This is a genomic window from Chitinophagales bacterium, from assembly GCA_020636495.1.
Classification (GTDB): Bacteria; Bacteroidota; Bacteroidia; order Chitinophagales; family Chitinophagaceae; genus UBA5543.
This window is the reverse complement of sequence record JACJXQ010000008.1, coordinates 1,642,333-1,667,080: the sequence shown is the minus strand read 5'-3', so window position 1 is coordinate 1,667,080 and position 24,748 is coordinate 1,642,333. Positions and strand designations below refer to the sequence as shown.

The following is a 24,748-nucleotide window of genomic DNA, read 5'->3' as shown; positions in this document are numbered from 1 at the left end:
AAGTTAGCCCAGTCGCTCAATAATTCCGGCAATACCTTGTCCGCCCCCCACGCAGGCTGTCACCATACCGTACTTTTTATCCAGGCGTTTCATATCGTGCAATAACTGTATGCTCAATTTGGCGCCACTGCACCCCAACGGGTGGCCTAAAGAGATAGCCCCGCCATTCACATTTACAATATCAGGGTTCATACCCAGCTCACGAATTACGGCAACGGATTGCGATGCGAATGCCTCGTTCAATTCTACCAGTTCTATGTCATTCAGTTGCAGGCCCGCCTGCTTCAAGACTTTAGGCACAGCAGCTACAGGTCCGATACCCATGATGCGCGGGTCTACCCCGGCACTGGCACATGCCACCAGCCTACCCCAGGGCTGCAGCCCCAGGCTCTTCATCAGCTTTTCACTCATAACTATCACAAATGCGGCACCGTCTGATGTCTGTGACGAGTTACCCGCAGTCACAGTACCGCCTTGCGCAAACACAGGTTTTAGTTTAGCCAGTGCCTCCATTGAGGTGTCTGCTCTTGGCCCCTCATCCGTATCTACTACGTATTCTTTCTCTACCCTTTTGCCCTTTTTGTCAATCCCTATCTCCTTTACCGTTATCGGCAGAATGCCTTCTTTAAAATAACCCTCTTTGATCGCATTCAGGGCTTTCAGGTGTGAGTTGTAGGCAAATTCATCTTGCTCCTCGCGTGTCACTTTATAGTCCTGTGCCACCTGTTCAGCAGTAAGTCCCATGCCAAGGTAATAATCACCATTGTCTTTTACATATTCGTAGTTGGGCATGGTACGCCAACCCGCGGTAGGCACCAGGCTCATACTCTCCGTACCTCCGGCGATGATACAATCGGCCATACCACTCTGTATCTTGGCGGTGGCAATAGCGATAGTCTCCAGCCCCGAGGCGCAATAACGGTTCACTGTTACACCGGGTGCCCACTCGCCAATAGCACGGTTGGCAATGATGCGTCCTACCTGCAGGCCTTGTTCTGCTTCCGGCACTGCATTGCCTACTATCACGTCATCCACCTGTTTGGGGTCAAGCTGCGGCACCGATGCCAGTAAACCTTTTATCACATCAACCGCCAGATCATCAGGGCGGGTAAAACGAAACCCGCCCCTGTTTGCCTTGCCTACTGCTGTGCGGTAGCCCGCTATTATGTATGCTGTATTCATTTCAAAATCAAAAGTAAAAAGTTAAAAAGTAAAAACCCTTTCCATTAAAGTTACTAAAAAAGGTACTCATTGATCTGTGAAGAAAAGGTGAAATAAGTATAACATGCAACTATAGTTCTATTTGTATCAACTCGCAGCGCTGTAGTAACTTTGTACTATGAGTAAGAAAACACTGGTTTTAGGTGCGTCGGAGAACCCTTCAAGGTATAGCAATATGGCGATACACAGGCTTTTATCGCACAAACACCCTGTAGTGGCCATAGGTAAAAGGCAGGGCGATGTGATAGGTGTAAAAATAGGTACGGATACACCGCATATGGAGGATATTGATACAGTTACCCTCTACCTGAATCCACGCAACCAGCAGGATTATTACGATTATATCCTGTCGCTGCACCCTAAACGTGTCATCTTCAACCCGGGTACGGAGAACGATGAGTTGGAAGATATGCTGCGCGAAAAAGGCATTGAAGCCAAAGAAGCCTGCACGCTTGTGATGCTGAGCACGGGCCAGTATTAAACATATTTATGGAATTTCCATGGCAATTGTATCTTACAGGTATCGTAACTTGTAGTTGCAATGAAACAACCCAAAACCATACAATTAAGCATACCCCAGCCCTGCACAGAGGACTGGCATAAAATGACTCCACAGCAGCAGGGCAGGAATTGTGATAGCTGCCGGAAATGCGTGGTGGACTTTACAGGGTTTACAGATGAGCAACTATACAATTTTTTCATTGAGCACAAAGGGCAAAAGGTTTGCGGGAGAGTGAAGAAAACGCAACTGAACAGGCCTATCTTACTTCCACCACAGCCACACAGTACTTTATATAAATGGATCATTGCGGCAGGGCTGGCATTGATAATAACAGTGGGGAGCAATCATACATCTTTTGCCCAGGTGCCTTATAAAAATAAGGCTGTTGTTATAGAAAAAGAGCAATCAGAAGATAGTGTTAGTAATGAATCAATTAACATTACAGGAACTATAGTAGACGAACATAACGAGCCTGTAATATTTGCCGTCATACAAATATTCAAGGATAGCATACTTAAAGGTGGAACTACAACAAATGAAGATGGGAAATTCAGCATCTCTATCCAGGGTAAAAGTAAGTATACATTAATAGCTAAATACGTCGGCTATGAAGAAGAACACATACAAATTTCTACTGACAGTTCTTTAAACAATATTGTCATTAAACTGCAAACGAATATCAACATTGATGAAGTCTATATCACATCGGGATATGTTGTTCCTCTAATTGAGAAAATCCCAATAAAATCTACAGTTGAAATAAAACGAAAAACACAGATAGACAAATTTGAAGGCGGCAATTCAAAAACTATCTATTCTGATGAAATAGAACATATGGGACACTAACCCGCCTCACCTACCTGATTAACTATACGAGTGTCCCATCCACAGCGCACCGCCTATACTATCGCGGCTGGCGCCGGTAATACTGCTCAGCACATTGGTCTCTTCGCGAAAGCGGAGTGTGCCTATCAAAGCCATAACAATAGCTTCTTTATAATTCACCGTTTGTTCATCGGGTATATGCAGGTCGGTATTCAATGCTGCCAGCCCTTCCCTGATACGCTCCATAAGGAAACCATTAAGAGCGCCGCCACCTGTAGCCAAAAGCACAGAACGTTCTTTGCCTGAGGGGTGTTTCTTTACAGCTTCTGTTATCTTATCTGCAATATGTTGCACGGCCGTACGCAACAGATCGTTCACTTCATTTTTACTTTCCAGCAGTATGGGGAATACCAGTTGTTTAGCCTGCTCGTTGCTTAACGATTTTGGAGGCTCCTGCAGGTAGTAGGGCTCGTCGTTCAGGTCGGCCAGTATATCCATTTGCAGTTTACCTGTACGCGCCATCGCCCCGTCTTTATCCATGTGCATGCCTTTCATCTCGGCCAGTCCGTTCAACATTTGGTTAGCCGCGCAAACATCAAATGCCAGTGTTTCTCCGTTGTGCGGGACAGTAATATTAGCTATACCACCAATATTCAGCCAATAATCATATTGCCCGAACAGTAGCTTATCGCCTACCGGTACTATCGGGGCGCCCTGCCCTCCCAACGCTACATCCATATTGCGCAGGTCGCTCACTACAGGCAACCCTGTTACCGCTGCTATAGTTGCGCCATCGCCAATCTGTGTGCTGGTGTGGTTATGCGGTTCGTGCATCACAGTATGCCCGTGCGATGCTACCAGGTGTACCTGGTGTTCAATACCATTCCGCTCAATGAAACCATTTACAGCTTCACCGAGGAAACGCCCATACGAAGTATTCAACCTCAGGTACTCATGTACGCTTTTTTGTGATGCGTTCCTGAGTTGTTCTGCTAGGTTTGCACTATAGGGTACACATTCAGCATGTATCACCTCATAGTTCCATTGTCCGCCCACCTCGTTCAGGTGCACGTATGCTATATCCAGCCCATCCAGCGAACTGCCACTCATCAAACCGATAACCTTGTAAACCATGCGGCGAAATTAAACAAATGACCTTTAACTTTACCTCATTATGTACGGACCTAAACATTATACGGAAACAGACAGGGAAAAGATACTGGAGTTCATAGCGACACACCCCTTTGCTACGCTCATTGTCAACGACAAAGAACGAAGCTATGCAACACAAATACCGGTAATGCTTGATGAACGTGATAATACACTTTACTTACAAGGTCATGTATCCCGCCATACCGACCACTATCCTATACTGGCAGACAGTACAGAAGTGTTGCTCATGTTTACAGGTGCGCACTGTTATGTAAGTGCCGGTTGGTATGCAGAGCGTGGCCAAGCCTCTACATGGAACTATATGACCGTACAGGCAAGAGGTAGCATTCACTTATTTGACGAGCACGAATCCTTAGAGTTACTAAAAGAACTGACCCACTATTACGAGGACGGGCAGGACCACCCTGAATTGCTGGAGAACATGCCGGAAGAATATGTCGCAGCCAATGTAAAGGCTATTGCAGGGTTCGAGATAACAGTCACATCTCTTGATGCCACATTCAAGCTGAGCCAGAACCGTACGGACGAAAGCTACAAACGCATTGTAGAGCACCTGATGAACAGCGGTGATATAGACAGCATATCCATAGCAGGAGAGCTGATACAGCGCAGGCCGGAGTTGTTTGAAAAATAAAAGCTGCTCCTTGTGGGAGCAGCTTTCCAGATTGCTTACTAAATATTATTATGCGGGTTGCTTTTGCAACACCTCAGCCATTGTTTTTCCTATATCAGCAGGGCTGTCTACTACGTGTATACCACACTCGCGCATGATCTTCATTTTTGCAGCAGCAGTATCGTCAGCACCACCAACTATAGCACCTGCGTGGCCCATACGGCGGCCCGGAGGCGCTGTCTGTCCTGCGATGAAACCAACAACAGGTTTTTTCATATTGCCTTTCAGCCAGCGCGCTGCGTCAGCTTCCATGCTACCACCAATTTCGCCTATCATAATGATACCATCCGTTTCAGGATCGTTCATCAACAGTTCTACCGCTTCTTTAGTTGTAGTACCAATGATCGGGTCGCCACCAATACCGATAGCGGTAGAGATACCCATACCTGCCTTAACAGCCTGGTCAGCAGCTTCGTAAGTCAGCGTACCTGATTTAGAAACAACACCTATGCGGCCTTTTTTGAATACAAAACCAGGCATGATGCCCACTTTTGCCTCATCGGCAGTGATAACACCAGGACAGTTAGGGCCTATCAGGCGGCAGTCTTTATCATTAATATACGCCTTCGCTTTCACCATATCCTGAACAGGAATACCTTCTGTAATACAGATGATCACTTTGATACCCGCGTCAGCAGCTTCCATAATAGCATCAGCAGCAAATGCAGGTGGAACGAATATGATAGAAACATCTGCACCTGTTTGATTTACAGCGTCCTGAACGGTATTAAATACAGGTTTGTCCAGGTGAGTAGTACCACCTTTACCGGGTGTAACACCACCTACTACATTTGTACCATACTCTATCATCTGACCTGCGTGGAAAGTACCCTCTCCACCGGTGAAACCCTGTACAATTACTTTTGAATCCTTATTTACCAATACAGCCATGAGCTTATTAATATCTTGATGTATAATTATTTTACGGGGCAAAATTAACGTAAATACTGCCAAAATCAAATGTAAAAATCCACACAGAACGTATTAAGATAAAAAAGTTTCAACTTTTACCAACCTTTTCTCCAATGCGTTCGTCTTATTGTTCAGAAGATACGAAATAATACAAAAACTATCCTCCTTCACCACACAATATTTAAGTATGTAATGGGTAATCAATTCTAGATTATGGAAGCCGGTCTCTACCGGCTTTCTTCATTTTCAGGACTCTGAGCACCCTTTCCCTAAAAACGGCTACAAATCTTTCGTCAGTATACACCAAACTGCCTCTACAATCTGGCATACTTGTTGATTAAAGTATATAATTAATATTATACAACTAATAGTTTTGAATAAAAAACAAGTTCGGAATTGATGAAAACCTCTTATTTAAGTACCGCCTTATCGCTGATATTGTTCTTTTCCCTTCAGGCAAACGGCCAGCTTCTCTCGTCATACGTCTACGGACCTTGTGATACAGTTAACTATTGGTATGTATGGGGAGCCAAAACAAATTATAAGACAAAAATATATTGGGGCGACGGAACATATACAAAAGATTCAGTTACAGCTTATATAAGAGTTCCAAAATCAGGTTATGGACATACATATCTAGCTCCAGGCAGTTATACAATCACTAGTATAATCAGGTTTCACGATGGAACTATTATGGATTCCTCAAGTACTACTTATTCAACATTTTGCAGTTTTGTAAACATCTACGGATTTATTGATAGCAATACCAATTGTGTGCGCGACTCGAATGAACGCTATATTAACAATCCTCTTCATATAGAAGTTGATTCGGCAGGCACAATTGTTGATACCATAGATATTTTAGGTAATTATCACTATGCAACTATACCCGGCACTTTATACAAATTCAAACCTATCAATATACCCGTAGGCTCCATTGTATCCTGTCCCTCAGGGGGAATTGCAACAGTAACAGGACCTCCGTCACATAGTACCATAACTGCGGGTTTTGCTTTTCAATGTGGCAGCACATCACAGTATGATCTGGCAATAGCAATGAGTGGTTTGTTCCGACCAGTTGCCACCAGCACGTTAACCCTCCATGCCTACAACAATGGCTGCGGCAGTCAAAACGGAACAATTACTCTACACCTAAGCAAGAAATACGCTTATAGAAGTGCTAGCAGACCACCAACTGGAGTGAGCGGAAACACCATTACCTGGAATGTTAGTAACCTTTCCATCGGCAATAACGCCACTATTTATGTGTATGCGGATGCAGCGATAGGAACAACTTTAAAAGTCGACGACACCATCTGCAACACAGTAGCAATAGCGCCCGTCTTAAATGATGTTAATCTGTCCAACAATACAATTTATCAGTGCGACCGTGTACGAGCATCTTTTGACCCCAATGACAAGGGAGTATTCCCATCCGGAGATATTTCGCCAGGAACTAAACTTACCTATACTATCAATTTCGAAAACCTGGGAGATGATACGGCATTTAATATTTATATCTTAGATACCCTCTCAGATATGCTGGATGCAGGTAGCTTTCAAATTTTGCACAGCTCACATGCTATATCACATGTTATGCAGGACCCTCCTGGTGGACAAAAAGTTGTCCGTTTCGAATTTAAGAACATTAACTTACCCTATAAAAATACTCCCGCCTTTAACAAAGGTTTCGTGCAATTCAGCATAAATGCAAAATCAGGCCTCCCCCCCCTGACCCAGATCAATAACAGAGCAGGTATATATTTTGATATTAACCCCGCTGTAATGACAAACAGTACAGAGAACAGGGTTACCCCGGTTGCTGTCAGTGATATTGATGTCACCGCCGAATACAGTTTATTCCCCAACCCTGTTAAAGATATACTAACAGTAGAAACTGAGCCAAACGGTTTCGAATCACTAACCCTGCTGAATAGTATGGGGCAGGTTGTAACAAAGCAACAGGTTACCGGACGCAGTTCATATATTAATATGATGTCTTTACCTGCAGGATTGTACTATATACAATTAATCGGCAGGGAAGGTGTTTCAACACAAAAAGTAGAGAAGCTGTAAAACAAGGAGCACTACAATAAAAAGCCGGCTTGTGCAAGCTTTTTGCTATTTAGTATTATCAGCCTCTCTACGACTGGCTTCTTTGGCTTTGCGCAGAAAATCTGAGGCAAAAATGAAGTTATTCAATTCTTTATCATCGCTAAAAACAATATCCCGACTGCTACCTTCCCATTTCTTAAGCCCTTTGTGCAGGTAAATGATATTATCACCGCTACCCATTACTGAGTTCATATCGTGGGTATTGATAACTGTAGTTATATTAAACTCCTGTGTTATATCCCTTATCAGTTCATCAATTACGATAGATGTCTGTGGGTCAAGGCCAGAGTTAGGCTCATCGCAAAACAGGTATTTGGGGTTCATCACGATTGCACGCGCCAGCGCAACCCTTTTCTGCATACCACCACTTATTTCTGAGGGGTATTTATCATTTACCCCTTCCAGGTTCACCCTTTTCAGCACCTCGTCAACCCTGTCTATCTTTTCACCTTTGCTTTTTTTCGTCAGCATATCCAGGGGAAATCTGACATTCTGCGCAACCGTCTGGCTGTCAAACAAGGCTCCTCCCTGGAAAAGCATACCTACTTGTTGGCGCAGTTCTTTCAGGCTATACTTATCCATATCAAGCAGGCTTTTACCTTCGTACAGTACTTCTCCCTCATCAGGCCTGATAAGACCGATCATACATTTGATAAATACTGTTTTGCCGCTACCACTTGCCCCTATGATCAGGTTGGTCTTACCGGGCAGCATGTTAGCAGAAACACCTTTCAGTACTTCTTTATCACCAAAACTTTTTCGAATATTCTTTACTTCGATCATGCAAAAAGGGAAGTATATCTCCCAAAAATAGACTTGTATCCCGCAATCTCAAAATCTATTTGAACCTTCGGGCGATCTTATTGACAAATGCATAGTAAGGTTTGCGCGGCAAAACAGGCATTATACGCTTTATGACTTTATTTATATGACCAGGAACACATATTACCTCACCCCTGTCCAGTCCTCTCAAAGACGCCTCTACAACCATATCCGGCTCCATCCACAAGCTCAGTCCACGCACCTCTGTGCGTTGCGTCACCTGCGTATTATTATGAAAACCTGTATGGGTCAGACCCGGGCAAAGACTCTGCACACGTATACCATATTTACGCACTTCCATATATATCGACTCCATAAATGAGTTGAGAAAGACCTTGGACGAGGAATAAATACTACTGCCCGGAGCCGGAACAAAAGCACTTAATGATGAAACAGTGATGATACTTCCTTTCTTTGCATTGATCATTTTAGGCAATACAGCATGCACCAGTTGTACCGTTGCATTGATAAATACGCTGATCATTTGCAGCACTTTATCTACCGGCTCATGTTCAAAACGGCTTCTTTCTCCATAACCGGCATTGCTCACCAGCATATCTATACTATCTATCGTGCTTAACTTATCGGTCAGCACTTCTATTCCGGTAGGATGAGAAAGGTCTGTGACAACTATATCCGTATCTACACCATATGATGTCCTTAGTTCGTCAGCCAGTTTTACAAGTTCGGATTCATTACGGCCCGATAATACCAGGTCATACTGCTGAGCGGCCAGTTGCCTGGCAAATGATCTGCCAATTCCGCCTGAGGCCCCTGTTATAATTGCTTTCCTACCTGTGGTATTAACATCCCGTCTCATAGAGTAATGACAACCCCGGGAGGTTTTACCCCTATAGGTGCTTACCTATCAATAATGTTACCACTCCGTATAATGCTGTCAGCATAAGTTATTTGATTGATCTGTGATGATATTATTTCCCCTATGGTATAACGACAACCAATAAAGATCTCACCCCTATTACTCTTTCAAATAACAGCTTTCACACCTATTTAAGATTATATCATATACCTTGAAACATATTTTACACCTGAGAAAGCTTAACACATGAAAAGAACATCATTACTTATTTCGTCAATAGCACTTGCTGCAATCATCATCAGCCAATCATCCTGCTACAGGTTGTGGACCTGTTCTTGTGCCGTTGTCTCATGGGATTCCAGTTCGGGAAATATGAATACTACCTACCCCGACCCTTATAGTGAAAAAACAGACCTGGATACCAAACAGAATATGAAAGAGTACTGCGACCGCCAGAAGTGGATCATACAAAGTAACGACCCTAACGTAGACGAAGCAGAATGTAAGCTCACACCGGGTTGACTGGGGAATAATGGAAACACTGTTTTTCTGAAATGTTTGATTAATTTTATTTCATGAAAAAACTTATACCTATTATTCTTACAGCAGTCGCCGTGCTAAGCCTGTCATCTTGTTTCAAAGTTTGGACATGCCGATGTGATATTACTGTTTATGACACAACATATATTACTCCTAACAGTTCTGCAGAGATTACAGCACCCGGATTTAAGAAAGACATGAAAAAGGATTGTGATGTACAAAAAGCCCGAATGGAAAGCTGGCAAGGCGTCACCCAAGTTGACTGTACCGTAAAATGAGTTTTGCGATTTGCAAAACTCATTCAGCATACTATATAAATTTCAGCTTTTAATTATACCTGGAAGACACCTGATTTAAACTCTTTCATATCAGGATTATGATTAGCAGCAGCAATACCTTCACTGATCACTTTGCGTGTATCTATCGGATCGATTATATCATCTACCCACAAACGGGCTGCTGCGTAATAAGCTGAGGTTTGAGAGTCGTATTTATCAGTTATCTCTTTCAGCAATGCTTTTTCCTTTTCGGGGTCTATCTCTTCTCCTTTTGCTTTAAGGCTGGCCACCTGTATCTGCAACAACACTTTAGCTGCCTGCGCACCACCCATAACCGCTATTTTAGCATTAGGCCATGCATATATAAAACGAGGGTCATAAGCCTTGCCACACATTGCATAGTTGCCTGCCCCATAAGAATTACCTATCACGATAGTAATTTTAGGCACAACAGAATTACTCACTGCATTCACCAGCTTGGCACCGTCCTTAATGATACCTGCATGCTCGCTGCGGCTGCCCACCATAAAGCCGGTAACATCCTGCAGAAACACTAAAGGTATCTTCTTCTGGTTGCAATTCTGAATGAACCTTGCAGCCTTATCCGCACTGTCATTATATATCACACCGCCTATCTGTATCTCTCCTTTGGTGCTTTTGATAACTGTACGTTGATTAGCTACTATTCCAACAGCCCAGCCATCTATACGTGCATATCCACATACGATAGTTCTGCCATAGTCTTTTTTAAACTGGTCGAACTCTGAATTATCCACTATCCTTTCTATCACCTCCACCACATCGTACTGCTTGCTGTTATCAGCAGATACAAAACCATATATCTCTTTCGGATCTTTCTTAGGTGCTTCAGGTTTCACCCTGTCAAAACCTGCGCGAGGTTGCTCACCCAGCTTATCAATGATACGTTTCACCTGGTCCAGGCACTCCTGTTCTGTATCAAATTTATAATCAGCTATACCACTTATCTCCGTATGCGTTTTAGCGCCGCCCAGCGTTTGCAAGTCTACATCTTCGCCAATAGCTGCCTTTACCAGGTATGGGCCTGCAAGAAAGATAGAACCATTACCTTCTACCATCAGCGTCTCATCGCTCATAATAGGCAGGTATGCTCCACCCGCTACACAACTACCCATAACAGCCGCTATCTGGGTGATTCCCATAGCGCTCATCTGTGCATTGTTGCGGAATATCCTGCCAAAGTGTTCTTTATCAGGGAATATCTCGTCCTGCATAGGCAGGTACACACCTGCACTATCCACTATGTAAATAACAGGCAGGTGGTTCTCCATAGCTATCTCCTGCAGGCGTAGGTTCTTCTTGCCTGTTATCGGGAACCATGCTCCTGCTTTTACAGTATTATCATTTGCTACTATGATACACTGGCGGCCTTTTACATAACCAATACCTGCAACGGTACCAGCCGAAGGGCATCCACCATGCTCTTCGTACATATCCCACCCTGCAAAAGAACCGATCTCAGTAAATGCGCTACCCTTGTCAATAAGGTACTGGATGCGTTCGCGCGGGGCCATCTTGCCACGTGCCTTGTTTTTCTCCATTGCCTTTTTGCCGCCGCCTAAGCTCACCTGAGCGTGGCGTTGTTTCATCTGGCTGACCAGCAGCTTCATCTCATCTTCGTTCTTATTAAATTCCAGGTTCATATTTGTGTATTAGACTGCGCAAAGATAATAGTATATGTCCAAAGCGAAAACGAGACACATTAGTGAAATACATTTACTTATCAGCACCGTATAATTCAATACCATGTTCACCAGCGGACTTGTACCATGCGCGGTTCATGCCAGCTGTATTGAATTGTATGGAGAAATCGCCTTTTTTGTCAACAACGATCACTCCTCCCGTAGCGCCCATATCCCGTAGCTTCTGATGAATCATCAGTTTAGCTGCGTCATCCACAGACAAGTGTATCAGTTCAACCCTGTCGCATATAGCTTTGGCCATGCCCAACCTGATGAAATATTCGCCCCAACCTGTGCAGCTCACTGCACAGCTGTTATTATCAGCGTAAGTACCGGCACCTATTATCGGGCTATCGCCTATACGATTATACTTTTTACCGCTCATTCCACCTGTGCTGGTTCCTGCCGCGAGATTACCATGTTTGTCAAGTGCTACAGCACCGACTGTACCGTATTTGTCATCTACATTACCCGGTTGTCCCAGCATAGACTTTTTACCTCTATTCTCTTTTGCCTTTTTCAGCCTTGACCTGTTCTTTTCTGTACCAAAATACGATGGGTCAACTATCTCACAGCCAGCCTTTTCTGCAAATTCTTCAGCCCCCCTGCCGCTCAGCATCACATGCTCACTCTTATCCATTACCATTCTTGCAGCAGTTATCGGGCTTTTTACGGTCGTAACACCGGCAACTGCACCCGCATTCAGGTCAATACCATTCATAATAGAAGCATCCAGTTCGTTCACACCATTATCGGCAAATACAGCTCCCTTTCCGGCATTGAATAAAGAATCATCCTCCATAACCATAATAGCCGCCTGCACGGCATCAATGGCCAGGCCGCCTTTTTCAAGCACGGCCCTGCCAGCATCCAGAGCTTTTTGCAGCCCTAGTTTATACATAGCCTCCTGCTCTGCAGATATTTGTCCCTTGCGTAAACCTCCGGCACCTCCGTGAATAACCAATGTATACGGAGTATCTCCTGTTGTTGATAGCGGCTGTGCATTAATCGCACAACATAGCATTAATGCTACTATTATTGAAGAAATTACTTTCACATGACGATAATAACCAAATATTCAAACAATGACAATTAAATTGCCCGTTATAATAATATTACGGAAATTTGATATCGGTGTTCCTAATGTTCAAAACATAGCTTTCGAATGTACAGGCGACTTGTACTTTTAGCTGCATTTCTATTTTTGCTGTTATCCTGTTTTACAGCAAATGCCACACATATATTCGGAGGTGAGCTTCTTTATACGCATATTGTCAACAATACTTACAGGGTAACACTTACCCTCTATGGAGACTGCACGGGACAAAGTTTTCCTAAACTATACAATGCACAGCCATCGGTTTATGTCTACAATTCAGGCATACTTACCGACAGCCTGTTTCTTGACGAAGATACTACCCAGCGTAAAGAAGTATCGCCTGTATGCCCCGGTGACGAGGGAAAAACTGCTTGTAAGGATATTAACGGTACATTACCAGGTGTTACAAAATTTGTATTTACTACTACTGCAAGCCTTCCCCCTTCTGCTGACTGGCGACTTGCTTTCACCGGACAGATGAACAATGGCACCCAGGCAGGACGCAGTGTCAGTATAAGTAATATATCAGTAGGCGCCGGAAGCGGACAGCTAATGTACCTGGAAGCAATACTCAATAACCGGGACGGACACAATTCATCACCAAGGTATACATCTATCCCGACACCTTTTTTCTGTATCAACAAGTCGCAGCAATATAACCAGGGAGCTGTAGACCCGGACAACGACTCATTGGCCTTTTCTTTGATACCGGCATTGGTAGGTAATAGTTCAGCCTCAGTAAAATATATATCGTCTTTCAGCGGAGCACAACCCCTGGCAACACTTTCAGGAACCTTCAGCTACAGCGCACTATCCGGTCAAATGAGATTTGTGCCGGACCAGATACAACGTTCACTGGTAGTAAATAAAGTTGAGGAGTATAAAAATGGTAAACTGGTAGGTAGTAGTATGCGCGAGATGACATTTATTGTACTTGACTACTGTCACAACACAGCTCCCGAAGGTACAGTAGATACCACATCATTAACAGGAGGCGGTATTTTTGACAACATTATCAATGTCTGCGTCAACACACCTAAACTTTCCTTTACTATACCTGCAAGAGATGTAGACAACGACAATATATTAGTTACACTGAACAATTTGCCTAATGGTGCTACAGCAACTGTAACATCCAATAACGGTCATGCACCGCTTGTCAATTTTTCATGGAACACCGCAAACATCCCCGTAGGTAACTACAACTTGTTTGTTACATATACAGATGATGCCTGCCCGCTGTATGGCAGCCAGACAATAGCCTATACCATAAGGGTTGTCAACCCTATAAGTATTGTACACGAAACATTGCAACCTACCAACTGCCTCTTCCGTGAGCATATAGGCATTAAGGTAGCTGATGGCATCCTGCCCCGCAAGATCACGATCGTCAACAACAATAATAACATAATACTCGGTACATATATTGACACGAGTGGATACCTCACAGACAGTTTCCGCTCAGGCAGCTACACTATTTATGCAGAATCTGAAGCACTCAGGTGCAAAACCTCTTATATATTTACCGTTGAAGACAGAGGCACATACCCTATTCCTCCCGAACATAACAACCCTGACCTTTGTCTTAACGACCCTCTTGAACCATTATATGTATTGCCGGCCAACAATGCTGAGGTAAAATGGTACTCAGTTGAAGGCGGTCTTTTAAAACAGAAACCTGTCTACGAAACAAAAGACATAGCTACATATCAATGGTTGGTGAGCCAGCAGGTAGGAGTTTGCGAATCCGATAAAGATACGGTAACAGTATCCGTAAATGGCTTCCCCACAATTAAAGTACTGAACACACCTCAAAGGGTTTGTGCAGGAGATGGGATGTACCTGTTGGCTGAAGGCGGCATTCGCTATGAGTGGACCCCGGAAACTGACATTATCTATTTCAACGACTCAGCCTATACTCGTGTAAAACAACCTACAACATATGTAGTAAAAGGATACGACGCACATGGTTGCGTGAACACCGACTCTGTCACGTTTGACCAGATAGAACAATGTTGTACTTTTTCATACCCGGATGCCTTTACGCCGAATCATGATGGACTGAATGACGGCTGGAGCCCTTTAACTTATGGCAATGTTGATTTCTATCTCTTATCAGTATATAACAGGTGGGGACAAAGAGTGTTCATTACCTCAAACCCCGGTGAACATTGGGATGGCACATGGAATGGTAAAGACGCAGGCACGGATACATATTACTTTTACCTGCGGGCAACCTGTGTCACAGGACATAAAGAATCGACCAAAGGTTCCTTCGTTCTTATACGGTGATCTGTCGGCAAGTAATAAAACCATAACACAACCATAAAATAAAACCCGCACCTATACGTTAACTTCAATATACTACCTGCCGTGGTAGCTATAGAAAACAATGAAAACGACCTGCACACTTATAACACTATTAACGTTGCTGCTGCTGCACAACACCACATATGCCGACCATGTTCTCGGCGGCGAACTATTATACAAACATCTTTCGGGCGACAACTACAAAATAACGCTTGTGGTTTATGGTGAATGCTCAGGAGGCAGTTTTAATCACCTGAAAAACGCTGAGCCCCGTATTGAAATACTCAATGAGGAAGGCGCGCTTAACCTCCTGGTATTACAGGAAGAGGTCAGCAACAGGAAAGAGGTAACCAATGTTTGCCCAAGGGACTCAAACAAAACTTCATGCAAGACCCCGTCCGGTACTATACCGGGAACAACACGATTTATCTACTCGCGTATAACACAATTACCCCCATCCGCTACCTGGCGTATTTTGTTTGACGGACGTATGGATAATAGCGGGAAAACACAATCCGGGTATACCAACCTGATCTCGAATATCACGAACAATTCAGGATTCGGTTACTTTATGTACCTGCAAGCTACTTTGAACAATCTGCATGCTCCTAATTCATCGCCGGAGTATTCGGTGGCACCCACCCCCTTTTATTGTGTCAACACACCTCACCAATACAACCAGGGTGTAATAGACAAGGATAATGACATATTGCGGTTTAACCTCATTCCCCCTCTCGACCTTAATGCCATCGCCACACATTATGTTTCTCCATACTCTTTCACTTACCCGTTTGCTACGCAAAGCGGCTCATTGTTCTATGATTCGATAACCGGACAAATGTCATTCACACCCGCCAAGATTGAAGTATCACTTATTGTAAATGAAGTAAGAGAGTATAGAAATGGCGAACTGGTGGGCAGCAGTATGCGTGCTATGACCTTCTTCATCAGGAACGACTGCAACAACCAGGCACCATCCGGCGATATTGACCCGTCATCTGTGGTAGGAGGTGAACTATATAATAACACTTTGAACTTATGCGATGGCCAGCAAACAGTATCATTTCAAATACCTGTTACCGATAATAACGCTGACAATATCAACGTCGTATTAACCAACCTGCCACAGGGTGCAAATGTGACCGTAAAAGGTAATGGCTCAAAGAATCCGGTTATCGAATTCAGTTGGGACATGTCAAATACTGCAGCAGGCACTTATACTTTCTTTGCCAATTATAATGACGAGGCTTGTCCTATTCCGGGCAACCAGGTGATGGCTTATACAATTAACCTGGTAACACCTTTTACAGTATTTCACGAAGTTCTGGAGCCGACAGATTGTATCCGTAAACAAAAAATAAGATTCCATACAGATGGCGGAGTATTTCCCAGGCAGTTGAAAATATATGACGAAAGCGGTAAGGTAATTACTACTCATACCGACTGGTCGGGTAGTCTTGATGACAGTTTCAAAACTGGCACCTACAAAGCAGAACTATTTGCAGAACACCTGCCATGTATCACTACTTACCATTTCGATGTTTCAGACTTTGGCACCTACCCACTGCCGCCTGAGTTTGAAGATATAGACCTCTGCCTGGGTGCACAGCCTGTTGAAACCAATGCCAAACCTGCAAAAACAGGCGTGGTGCAGTGGTATGATATGAACATGGATCAACTACCGGGTGCACCTGTTTACAATACTGATAGCGTCAGGCAATATCAATGGCTGGTAAACCAGAAGGTACGCTCATGTGAATCTGTTTTTGACACATTCAATGTGGCCATACATGACTATCCGGACATTCATGTAAAAAACACCGGCGGGCATGCCTGCGTGGGCGACGGGATGTACCTGGAAGCCACAGGAGGCATAAGATACGAGTGGTTACCTAAGGACAAAATAGTTTTTTATGACAGTATGCCTTACGCCTTTGTGTATGGTCCTGTAACATTTATTGTAAAAGGCTACAGCGAGTTCAACTGTATGGCAACAGACACCGTAAGCTATGATAATATTGAGCAATGTTGCCTGTTCTCCTACCCCACTGCTTTTACCCCAGATGGCAACGGAACCAACGACGGGTGGCATCCTATCACTTATGGCAATGTTGACTTCTATCTTCTGTCTGTCTATGACCGTTGGGGAGAAAGAGTATACACCTCATCTGACCCGAAAGAAAAATGGGATGGTACTTACCTTGGCAGATCTTGTGCGATAGGCACCTACTACTATTATCTGCGGGCAACGTGTATTACAGGTCACGAAGAAAAAAAAGCAGGTTCTTTTATCCTGATCAGGTAATATTACTCCCACTTAAAAACTTTGCCGGCAACTATATAAAGCACTACTGCCCATACCATCAGCACCAGGATATCTATCCTTAATTCCCACAATCCGGCATTATCAAAAGCTACTTTCCTCAATGCATCATTCAGGTACGTAAGCGGAAGTATCTTACAAAACGGTTGCAGCCAGCTCGGAAATACATCTATCGGGAAGAACGTACCTGCCAATAGAAATTGTGGTAGCGTCACCAGGTTAGACAATGGAGGAATAGTGGTCTGGTTCTTGGCAAGCCCGCTGATAATAAAACCGAACCCCATAAAAACGAGTATACCTAATGCACACAACAGTATCATTTCAATAAACGTGACAAAACCATTGACCAATGTATAGTCGAAAATAAAATAACCTGCTGTTATTATAACAATAGCACCTAACAACTGGAACACCATACGTGCAATTCCTTCGCTTAATACTATCACTTCGCGGCGGACGGGTGTTGAGAAAAAGCGTTTCAGTACCAAAGTCTCCCTCAGGCTGAAAAATATGAATGCAGTACCAAATACACTACCGGCTAACAGGGAAAAACCAAGCTGGCCAGGCAAAATAAAATCAATGCTTTTGAATTCCCTGATGGTGGCAACCTCAACGTCTATCTCTGCCAGCGCTTCTGTACGTTGCCTTATTACCGGGTCAGAATTCTGGAGCATACCCCTGATGATCGCCTGCAATTGTTGCAGCTTATCCATTTGAGATGTAGCTGAATGCAACTGTATACTATACCTGGGCTCATGTCCTTCAGGATTTTCTTTTACTTCAACCAGCGCAGAAATATCTCCTTCGCTCAACATTTTATTAGCTTGTGTTGTATCATCAACATGGGTCCACTTCAAGGCAGGGCTGCTTTTCAATAACTGATACAAACCATTTGTGGTATCACTACCCGGTACAGGTGCTACCCCAACAGAAAAAGTTTTTCCGCCTCCCAGGAAACCGAACACAAGAATAAATACCATAGGAAATGCAATAGTAAACACTATAGCCGAAGGACTTTTCATGGTAGATTGCAAACTGGCACGCGTTAACGCCATCAATGCCTTTATGTTGCTGTATTCCTGCTTATTTGCCATAACGGGAGCAAAGTTAATGAACCGTTGCTAGTTTATGTGATGTTAAAAATAATACCACTATAAGGGCAGATACCCCGAATAGCTTAACTTAGGGCAATCATATGATACGTTTTATTACATATACCATAGCCATCCTGTTAATGGCTGGCGCAGGTACGGCGCGTGCTGCAAAAATATTCATACCTATGAATGCCGAAGAACAGACCAACCACCTGAAAGCCTATGGAGTGACCTATGCTGCATTACAAAAGGAAATTGAGGTGGATTGGCTGTTGAATTATGAGGGCGGCAGCTTTGCCATGACACAAACCGAATACATTGAGAAGCTATGCAAACTGCGTGGAGTATCCTACAAAGTAATGAGCGATGCCCAATACAGTGGCATCATCAATACAATTGCAGACCCGGACTATAACGGCGATATAATCAAGCTGGAAAAGGCTCCGAAGATAGCGGTATATACTCCTGAAGGGAAACAACCCTGGGATGATGCGGTAACCCTTGTACTTACCTATGCGGAGATACCTTTCGATAAAATATATGACGATGCCGTTCTGCAGGACAAGTTACCTGAATATGACTGGCTTCACCTGCACCACGAAGATTTTACAGGACAGTATGGTAAATTCTGGGCAGCTTACCGTAATGCAACCTGGTTTCAGGAAGATGTAAAAATGAATGAAGCCATAGCTGCGCGTAATGGCTTTAAGAAGGTTTCAAAACTGAAACTGGCTGTGGCTAAAAAGATACAAGGATTCGTTGCCGGAGGTGGCTACCTGTTTGCCATGTGTTCAGCAACAGATAGCTATGATATAAGTGTAGCTGCTGAGAATACAGATATATGCGAAATTCCATTTGACGGCGACCCTTCCAGCCCCAATGCACAAAACGAGCTGGATTTTTCACAGTGTTTCGCTTTTAAAGACTTCGTACTATCTCGCAACCCGTACGAATACGAATTCAGCACTATTGACGCTACCCAAACGCGCAACAGCTACATAAATATGGAGACCGATTATTTTACCTTATTCACATTCTCTGCCAAATTCGACCCCATACCTACCATGCTGTGCCAGAACCATACTACTACCGTAAAAGGGTTTATGGGACAAACTACAGCTTTCCGAAAAGAGGTATTAAAAACCAGTGTACTGGTAATGGGCGAATGCAAACCCGCCAACGAAGCACGATACATTCACGGAGAATTCGGGAAAGGTACCTGGACATTCTATGGTGGTCACGACCCCGAAGACTACCAGCACGCCATAGGTGATCCTCCTACCGACCTGAGCCTGCACCCCAACAGCCCCGGTTACAGGCTGATACTCAACAATGTATTGTTTCCTGCAGCCAAAAAGAAGCCCAAAAAGACCTGATATCGAGGTATAAAACAAGTCCGCTTATACACACAGGGTAACATCTGCCATAATTACCACATTAACCTTTCATTATCATGGATAAGCCATAGAAACCACGTATCTTTGCCGACCACATTATCTGAAATTATGGCAGAGACACTTGAAAAGGTCATAGAGGAAGGAAGGCAGGGAGAAGCGTACGCCCCTTTTGTAAACGACCCGAATTCATATAATAAAAAATTCTACATAGAAAGTTATGGTTGCCAGATGAACTTCAGCGACAGCGAGATAGTTGCATCTATACTGAATGAACAGGGATTTGGCGCAACCGGTAATTATACTGAGGCCGACCTGGTGCTCATCAATACGTGTTCTATCCGCGAAAAGGCAGAACAAACAGTACGCAACCGACTGAAAACATTCAAACAGATAAAAGATGACCGCCCGGGAATGCTCATAGGGGTATTGGGTTGTATGGCCGAACGCCTGAAAGCCAAGTTCCTGGAAGAAGAAAAACTGGTAGATATAGTTGTCGGTCCGGATGCATACCGCAGCCTGCCCGGACTGGTCGTAGAAGCAGAGACAGGGCAAAAAGCTGTAAACGTACTCCTGAGCCGCGAAGAGACCTATGCTGACATTTCACCGGTAAGGCTCGACAGCAACGGCGTTACTGCCTTTGTAAGTATCATGCGTGGCTGTAATAATATGTGCACTTTCTGTGTAGTGCCTTTTACGCGCGGACGTGAGCGCAGCCGCGATGCGGAAAGCATCGTTAATGAGTGCCGTGACCTGTTCGACAGGGGCTTCCGCGAAGTAACCCTGCTGGGACAGAACGTAGACAGCTACTATTTCACTACCAAAGACGGCACCAACGTGACATTCGCTTTGTTGCTGGAAATGGTGGCACAGGTATCTCCTCAGCTACGTGTAAGGTTCAGCACATCACACCCTAAAGATATTACAGATGATGTACTATACACCATGGCCAAATATCACAACATCTGCAAATACATACACCTGCCGGTACAAAGCGGCAATACCCGCATACTGGCACTCATGAACCGTACTTATACACGCGAGTGGTACCTGGCTAAAGTAAAACGCATTCACGAAATAATGCCTGATTGCAGCCTGAGCACCGATGTGATAAGCGGGTTCTGCACAGAAACGGAAGAAGACCACAAAGACACACTGGACCTGATGGAACAATGCCAGTTCGATATGGCTTATATGTTCTCGTACAGCGAACGCCCGGGCACACTGGCTCAGCGCCGTTACACAGACGATGTGCCGGAAGATGTAAAAAAACGGAGGCTCACGGAGATCATCAACCTTCAGAACGGCCATTCTCGCGAGAACTATAAAAAAGAGATAGGCAAAACATTCGAGGTGTTGATCGAAAGTAACAGTAAGAAGAGTGAACATGACTGGTGCGGGCGCAATAGCCAGAATAAGATGTTGGTATTCCCCAAAGGAGACCACAACCTAAAAGTAGGCGATTATGTGCAAGTGAAAGTGAACAGCGCCACGTCTGCTACACTGATTGGCGAAATAGTATAACAACTGCCTCCGGAATGGAAGTAGGTTTATTTTAATATTAATTAGCCCATTTAAGGGTTAGGGTATATGGAAATACAAAGCATTAAGAACAGGTTTGGCATCATCGGTAATTCTGCCGCACTTAACCATGCGTTGAGCACTGCGGCACAGGTAGCCAATACCGACCTGTCCGTACTCATAGTAGGTGAAAGCGGTGTAGGTAAAGAAGCATTTTCCAACATCATCCATGCATTATCACCGCGCAAACACAATCCATTTATTGCCGTTAACTGTGGCGCCATACCTGAAGGCACAATAGACAGTGAACTGTTTGGCCATGAGAAAGGGTCATTTACAGGAGCGGTAGACAGCCGTAAAGGATATTTTGAGACGGTAAATGGCGGTACTATTTTCCTGGATGAGATAGGAGAACTGCCTATCGGTACACAGGCGCGTTTGCTGCGTGTACTGGAATCAGGTGAATTTATACGCGTAGGTTCTTCTAAAGTGCAAAAAACTGACGTTCGTGTGATAGCCGCCACCAATAAAGACCTGCTGGAATACACGCAAACCGGCAAGTTCCGCGAAGACCTATATTACCGCCTCAGCACTGTGCCCATCCGTGTGCCTTCCCTGCGCGACAGGCCGGAAGACATTCCGCTGTTGTTTCGCAAGTTCGCTTCAGACTTTGCTGAGCGCTACCGTACACAATCAGTCCAGCTTTCTCCTGAAGCTCAACAAATGCTGGTTAATTATTCCTGGCCCGGCAATGTCCGCGAGCTGAAAAACATAGCAGAACAACTCTCTGTATTAAGTACGGAACGTGAAATAACAGGCGAAGCACTACACCGCTTCCTGCCCAACGGACAGAACACCCGAAGCGTAGCCCTGTTCCAGCCTCCAAGTACACCTATCCCCAGCCCGTCGGGCAGTAAACAATATGATAGCAGTACAGAACGTGAAATACTATACAAGCTGTTCTTCGACCTGAAAAAAGACCTGGCCGAAATGAAACAAATGTTATACGACATGACCGGCAATCGTACGGGCGGTTATACCCCCCCTGCCAATGCCGACAACCTTTTGCCTACTTACAGTCCGCAGGATCAACCGGTAGTTCAGTCATATAACGCAAATACATCAGGACCGCTGGTTGTGCATCATGCAGAAAGCATGTCACACCATGAAGATGTTGAAGAGTCTTTACTGCTGGCAGACCGGGAAAAGGAGTTCATTATCAAATCACTGAAAAAACACAAAGGCCGCAGACGCGATGCCGCCAGCGAATTGGGTATATCAGAAAGAACATTATACCGAAAGATCAAAGAATACGATATCAAAGAGTAAATTTGCCCGGCGTACTATGGCTTATAGGTTATTATCATTATTACTACCATTCATACTTTTCGCAACTGCGGGTTGCGGGGTATACAGCTTTACCGGTGCCAGTATTGAAGGTAAGACAATCAAGATCATCACGCTTGACAATAAGGCAAGGAATGTAGTGCCTACACTCAGTCCCTCGCTTACCACGAAAATACGTAGCCGTATTTTATCGCAAACAGGCCTTTCACCTGTCAGCTCCGACGACGCAGACTATGAGATATCCGGCACGATCACCCAGTATAATGTAAGCGTTACCGGCGTAGAGAATACGCAGACGGCCAGCCAGAACAGGCTTACTATAGCGGTGCAGATAAAATTTGAGAACAGGTTGAATGAAAAGGCTAACTTTACCGAGACCTTTACCAGGTTTGCTGATTTTGCTGCTAACAAAACATTGCAGAGCGAAGAATCGCGCTTGATAACTGAAATAGGCGAGCAACTGGCCAATGACATTTTTAATAAAGCTTTCGTAAATTGGTAAGCAATTTCGAATAAACAAATATGATCACATCATCATCAATATCATATATATCCCAGATGCTGAACGAACCGCAGAATATTAATGATGCGGATGCGGACAGTATAAGAGAGCTTGTAGAAACATACCCGTATTTTGTTCCGGCACGTTATATGCAGGCTGCTCAGCAACACAAGCTGGAACCGTTTACGCCGGATATGATGTCGCGTATGCAGCTCTATACAGGCAACTGGCTCCAATACAGCCAATACCTGCAAGACGCAGTAAACGGCGAAGATGTTGAGTTTGTCGTACCGGTAGAACAGGATGCCAGAAGAAAAAGGACAGTGCCGCAGGAAGTAGCAGATGAGCTACAGGAAGAGCGTATTGAAGTAGAAACTATTGTTGAAGAGTACTCCACTGAAAACGGGGTAAGAACAGAAGAAGAAACTTCGGATGTAAAAGAAGAATCTCCGGCTATAGAAAAAGAGATTCCAGCAGAAGGGTTCAATCCCGGAAATACAGGATTTATCAGGGGCAAAAGAAACGAAGCGCCACCACCTCCTCCAGTAGAGGAACAGCTCGCAGAAGAGGAAATTGCCTCCAATATCAGCATGCAGGAGGAAGAGCCGGTTCATATTGATGATACAACTACCTCACCAGTTAGTGAAAAAGTGGAACAACTGTTTGACAAGTCAAACATGGACAACGATAACGAGAATTTAATTCCCCCGATCTATACTGAAGACTATTTCCTGCACCAGGGCATGCATGTGTCAAATGATATACCTGCAGACATAGGTAAACAGGACCATACGCTCAATATACCCGAGCCGGACAAGTCGCTTATGGTGGTCATGAGTTTCTCAGAATGGCTGATGTTCTATAAAAAGAAAAAACAACAGGCGCAGGAAGAGGAGCAGGATCAGCGCGAACTAAAAACCATGTGGCAAAAAGAAAAACTGGCTGCTGCGCTGGAAGAAGAAAATGAAGAGATACCGGAGAACGTATTTGAGATGGCGGTAAACTCTATAACGAAAGAAGAGAACCTTGCCAGCGAATCGTTGGCTGAGGTACTGGTAAAGCAGGGCCGATACGACCGTGCCATAGATATGTATAAGAAATTAAGTTTGCAGAAACCACAAAAAAAGGCGTATTTTGCGCGCAAGATTGAAGAAATATTAAAAGAAAAATAAACTTATGATAACTCTGATAGCAATTGTGATATTACTGGCTTGTGTAGTACTGGCTTTCTTCATACTGGTTCAAAACCCTAAAGGAGGTGGACTTACAGGTACTTTCGGTAGTGCCAGTACACAAATTATGGGGGTAAAACAATCAGGCGATATTATGGAAAAAGGCACCTGGACTACAATGGGGATCATTGCAGGTCTTTCTATCATATCTGTAATGTTTTTTGCCAAGCCTAAAGAGGCAAAACAAAACAACCAGCCTGCTCAAACCAGCGCACCTGCTCAGCAGCAACAAGCTCCTGAAGCACCTGCACAATAAGGTAACATTAGAAAATTTTAATACGCAAATAATTAATACCCGCTCAGAAATGCTCAGCGGGTATTTCT

General features: G+C 44.2%; 22 protein-coding genes. 14 read left to right on the top strand and 8 right to left on the bottom strand.

From position 1 onward, the window contains the following. Positions 1 to 3 precede the first annotated feature (3 nt). Positions 4 to 1,182: an acetyl-CoA C-acyltransferase gene (locus H6550_07170; GenBank protein MCB9045903.1), complete on the bottom strand. Its 1,179-nt coding sequence runs from the start codon at positions 1,180 to 1,182 to the stop codon at positions 4 to 6. Positions 1,183 to 1,339: 157 nt separating this feature from the next. Between H6550_07170 and H6550_07165 the strand changes: the two genes are divergently transcribed. Both H6550_07165 and H6550_07160 read left to right on the top strand, forming a co-directional pair. Continuing rightward, positions 1,340 to 1,702 (top strand): CoA-binding protein, encoded by a 363-nt coding sequence (locus H6550_07165; protein ID MCB9045902.1) that lies wholly within the window; start codon positions 1,340 to 1,342, stop codon positions 1,700 to 1,702. A gap of 60 nt (positions 1,703 to 1,762) precedes the next feature. Beyond that, a complete protein-coding gene (locus tag H6550_07160; GenBank protein MCB9045901.1) occupies positions 1,763 to 2,569 on the top strand; it encodes a carboxypeptidase-like regulatory domain-containing protein in 807 nt (268 codons plus the stop codon). Positions 2,570 to 2,587: 18 nt separating this feature from the next. Here H6550_07160 and H6550_07155 read toward each other — a convergent pair whose 3' ends face one another. Then, positions 2,588 to 3,682: an anhydro-N-acetylmuramic acid kinase gene (locus tag H6550_07155; GenBank protein MCB9045900.1), complete on the bottom strand. Its 1,095-nt coding sequence runs from the start codon at positions 3,680 to 3,682 to the stop codon at positions 2,588 to 2,590. A gap of 40 nt (positions 3,683 to 3,722) precedes the next feature. Here H6550_07155 and H6550_07150 point away from each other — a divergent pair, with 40 nt between their 5' ends. Next, complete coding sequence (locus H6550_07150) at positions 3,723 to 4,355, top strand: FMN-binding negative transcriptional regulator (GenBank protein MCB9045899.1); 633 nt, start codon at positions 3,723 to 3,725, stop codon at positions 4,353 to 4,355. Positions 4,356 to 4,403: 48 nt separating this feature from the next. Here H6550_07150 and sucD read toward each other — a convergent pair whose 3' ends face one another. Beyond that, positions 4,404 to 5,285, bottom strand: a complete 882-nt coding sequence (gene sucD / locus H6550_07145) for a succinate--CoA ligase subunit alpha (GenBank protein ID MCB9045898.1) — start codon at positions 5,283 to 5,285, stop codon at positions 4,404 to 4,406. A 420-nt stretch (positions 5,286 to 5,705) separates the two neighbouring features. Here sucD and H6550_07140 point away from each other — a divergent pair, with 420 nt between their 5' ends. After that, on the top strand, positions 5,706 to 7,382 hold the full coding sequence (locus tag H6550_07140) for a T9SS type A sorting domain-containing protein (GenBank protein ID MCB9045897.1): 1,677 nt from the start codon (positions 5,706 to 5,708) through the stop codon (positions 7,380 to 7,382). Positions 7,383 to 7,427: 45 nt separating this feature from the next. On the opposite strand, the gene H6550_07135 is transcribed toward H6550_07140, so the two are convergent. Then, complete coding sequence (locus tag H6550_07135) at positions 7,428 to 8,204, bottom strand: ATP-binding cassette domain-containing protein (protein MCB9045896.1); 777 nt, start codon at positions 8,202 to 8,204, stop codon at positions 7,428 to 7,430. A 55-nt stretch (positions 8,205 to 8,259) separates the two neighbouring features. Beyond that, complete coding sequence (locus H6550_07130; GenBank protein ID MCB9045895.1) at positions 8,260 to 9,063, bottom strand: SDR family oxidoreductase; 804 nt, start codon at positions 9,061 to 9,063, stop codon at positions 8,260 to 8,262. A gap of 246 nt (positions 9,064 to 9,309) precedes the next feature. On the opposite strand from H6550_07130, the gene H6550_07125 reads away from it, so the two are divergent. Together H6550_07125 and H6550_07120 are read left to right on the top strand one after the other, a co-directional pair. After that, positions 9,310 to 9,585, top strand: coding sequence for a hypothetical protein (locus H6550_07125; protein ID MCB9045894.1), 276 nt, complete (start codon positions 9,310 to 9,312; stop codon positions 9,583 to 9,585). A 53-nt stretch (positions 9,586 to 9,638) separates the two neighbouring features. Continuing rightward, a complete protein-coding gene (locus tag H6550_07120; protein ID MCB9045893.1) occupies positions 9,639 to 9,881 on the top strand; it encodes a hypothetical protein in 243 nt (80 codons plus the stop codon). 53 nt (positions 9,882 to 9,934) lie between these two features. Here the strand turns inward: H6550_07120 and H6550_07115 are convergent, their stop codons facing one another. Next, complete coding sequence (locus H6550_07115) at positions 9,935 to 11,563, bottom strand: acyl-CoA carboxylase subunit beta (GenBank protein ID MCB9045892.1); 1,629 nt, start codon at positions 11,561 to 11,563, stop codon at positions 9,935 to 9,937. Positions 11,564 to 11,636: 73 nt separating this feature from the next. Continuing rightward, a complete protein-coding gene (locus H6550_07110) occupies positions 11,637 to 12,626 on the bottom strand; it encodes an isoaspartyl peptidase/L-asparaginase (protein ID MCB9045891.1) in 990 nt (329 codons plus the stop codon). Between the two features lie 141 nt (positions 12,627 to 12,767). On the opposite strand from H6550_07110, the gene H6550_07105 reads away from it, so the two are divergent. Next, entirely contained in the window at positions 12,768 to 14,993 is a 2,226-nt protein-coding gene (locus H6550_07105) for a gliding motility-associated C-terminal domain-containing protein (GenBank protein ID MCB9045890.1), read from the top strand. A 100-nt stretch (positions 14,994 to 15,093) separates the two neighbouring features. Next, positions 15,094 to 17,316: a gliding motility-associated C-terminal domain-containing protein gene (locus tag H6550_07100; protein MCB9045889.1), complete on the top strand. Its 2,223-nt coding sequence runs from the start codon at positions 15,094 to 15,096 to the stop codon at positions 17,314 to 17,316. A gap of 2 nt (positions 17,317 to 17,318) precedes the next feature. Here H6550_07100 and H6550_07095 read toward each other — a convergent pair whose 3' ends face one another. Beyond that, a complete protein-coding gene (locus H6550_07095) occupies positions 17,319 to 18,428 on the bottom strand; it encodes an ABC transporter permease (GenBank protein ID MCB9045888.1) in 1,110 nt (369 codons plus the stop codon). Between the two features lie 101 nt (positions 18,429 to 18,529). Here H6550_07095 and H6550_07090 point away from each other — a divergent pair, with 101 nt between their 5' ends. From H6550_07090 to secG, 6 genes are all read left to right on the top strand, one after another. Then, positions 18,530 to 19,804, top strand: coding sequence for an asparagine synthetase B (locus tag H6550_07090; protein MCB9045887.1), 1,275 nt, complete (start codon positions 18,530 to 18,532; stop codon positions 19,802 to 19,804). 129 nt (positions 19,805 to 19,933) lie between these two features. Next, positions 19,934 to 21,346 carry a tRNA (N6-isopentenyl adenosine(37)-C2)-methylthiotransferase MiaB gene (miaB, locus tag H6550_07085; GenBank protein ID MCB9045886.1) on the top strand — a complete coding sequence of 471 codons (1,413 nt, stop codon included), beginning with the start codon at positions 19,934 to 19,936 and terminating at the stop codon, positions 21,344 to 21,346. 66 nt (positions 21,347 to 21,412) lie between these two features. Then, complete coding sequence (locus H6550_07080) at positions 21,413 to 22,672, top strand: sigma-54-dependent Fis family transcriptional regulator (GenBank protein MCB9045885.1); 1,260 nt, start codon at positions 21,413 to 21,415, stop codon at positions 22,670 to 22,672. A 16-nt stretch (positions 22,673 to 22,688) separates the two neighbouring features. Next, positions 22,689 to 23,192, top strand: coding sequence for an LptE family protein (locus H6550_07075; protein ID MCB9045884.1), 504 nt, complete (start codon positions 22,689 to 22,691; stop codon positions 23,190 to 23,192). A 20-nt stretch (positions 23,193 to 23,212) separates the two neighbouring features. Then, positions 23,213 to 24,364 (top strand): hypothetical protein, encoded by a 1,152-nt coding sequence (locus tag H6550_07070; GenBank protein MCB9045883.1) that lies wholly within the window; start codon positions 23,213 to 23,215, stop codon positions 24,362 to 24,364. 4 nt (positions 24,365 to 24,368) lie between these two features. Beyond that, the gene (gene secG, locus H6550_07065) at positions 24,369 to 24,680 is read left to right on the top strand and encodes a preprotein translocase subunit SecG (protein ID MCB9045882.1); all 312 of its coding nucleotides are present in this window, start codon (positions 24,369 to 24,371) and stop codon (positions 24,678 to 24,680) included. The last annotated feature ends 68 nt before the right edge of the window (positions 24,681 to 24,748 follow it).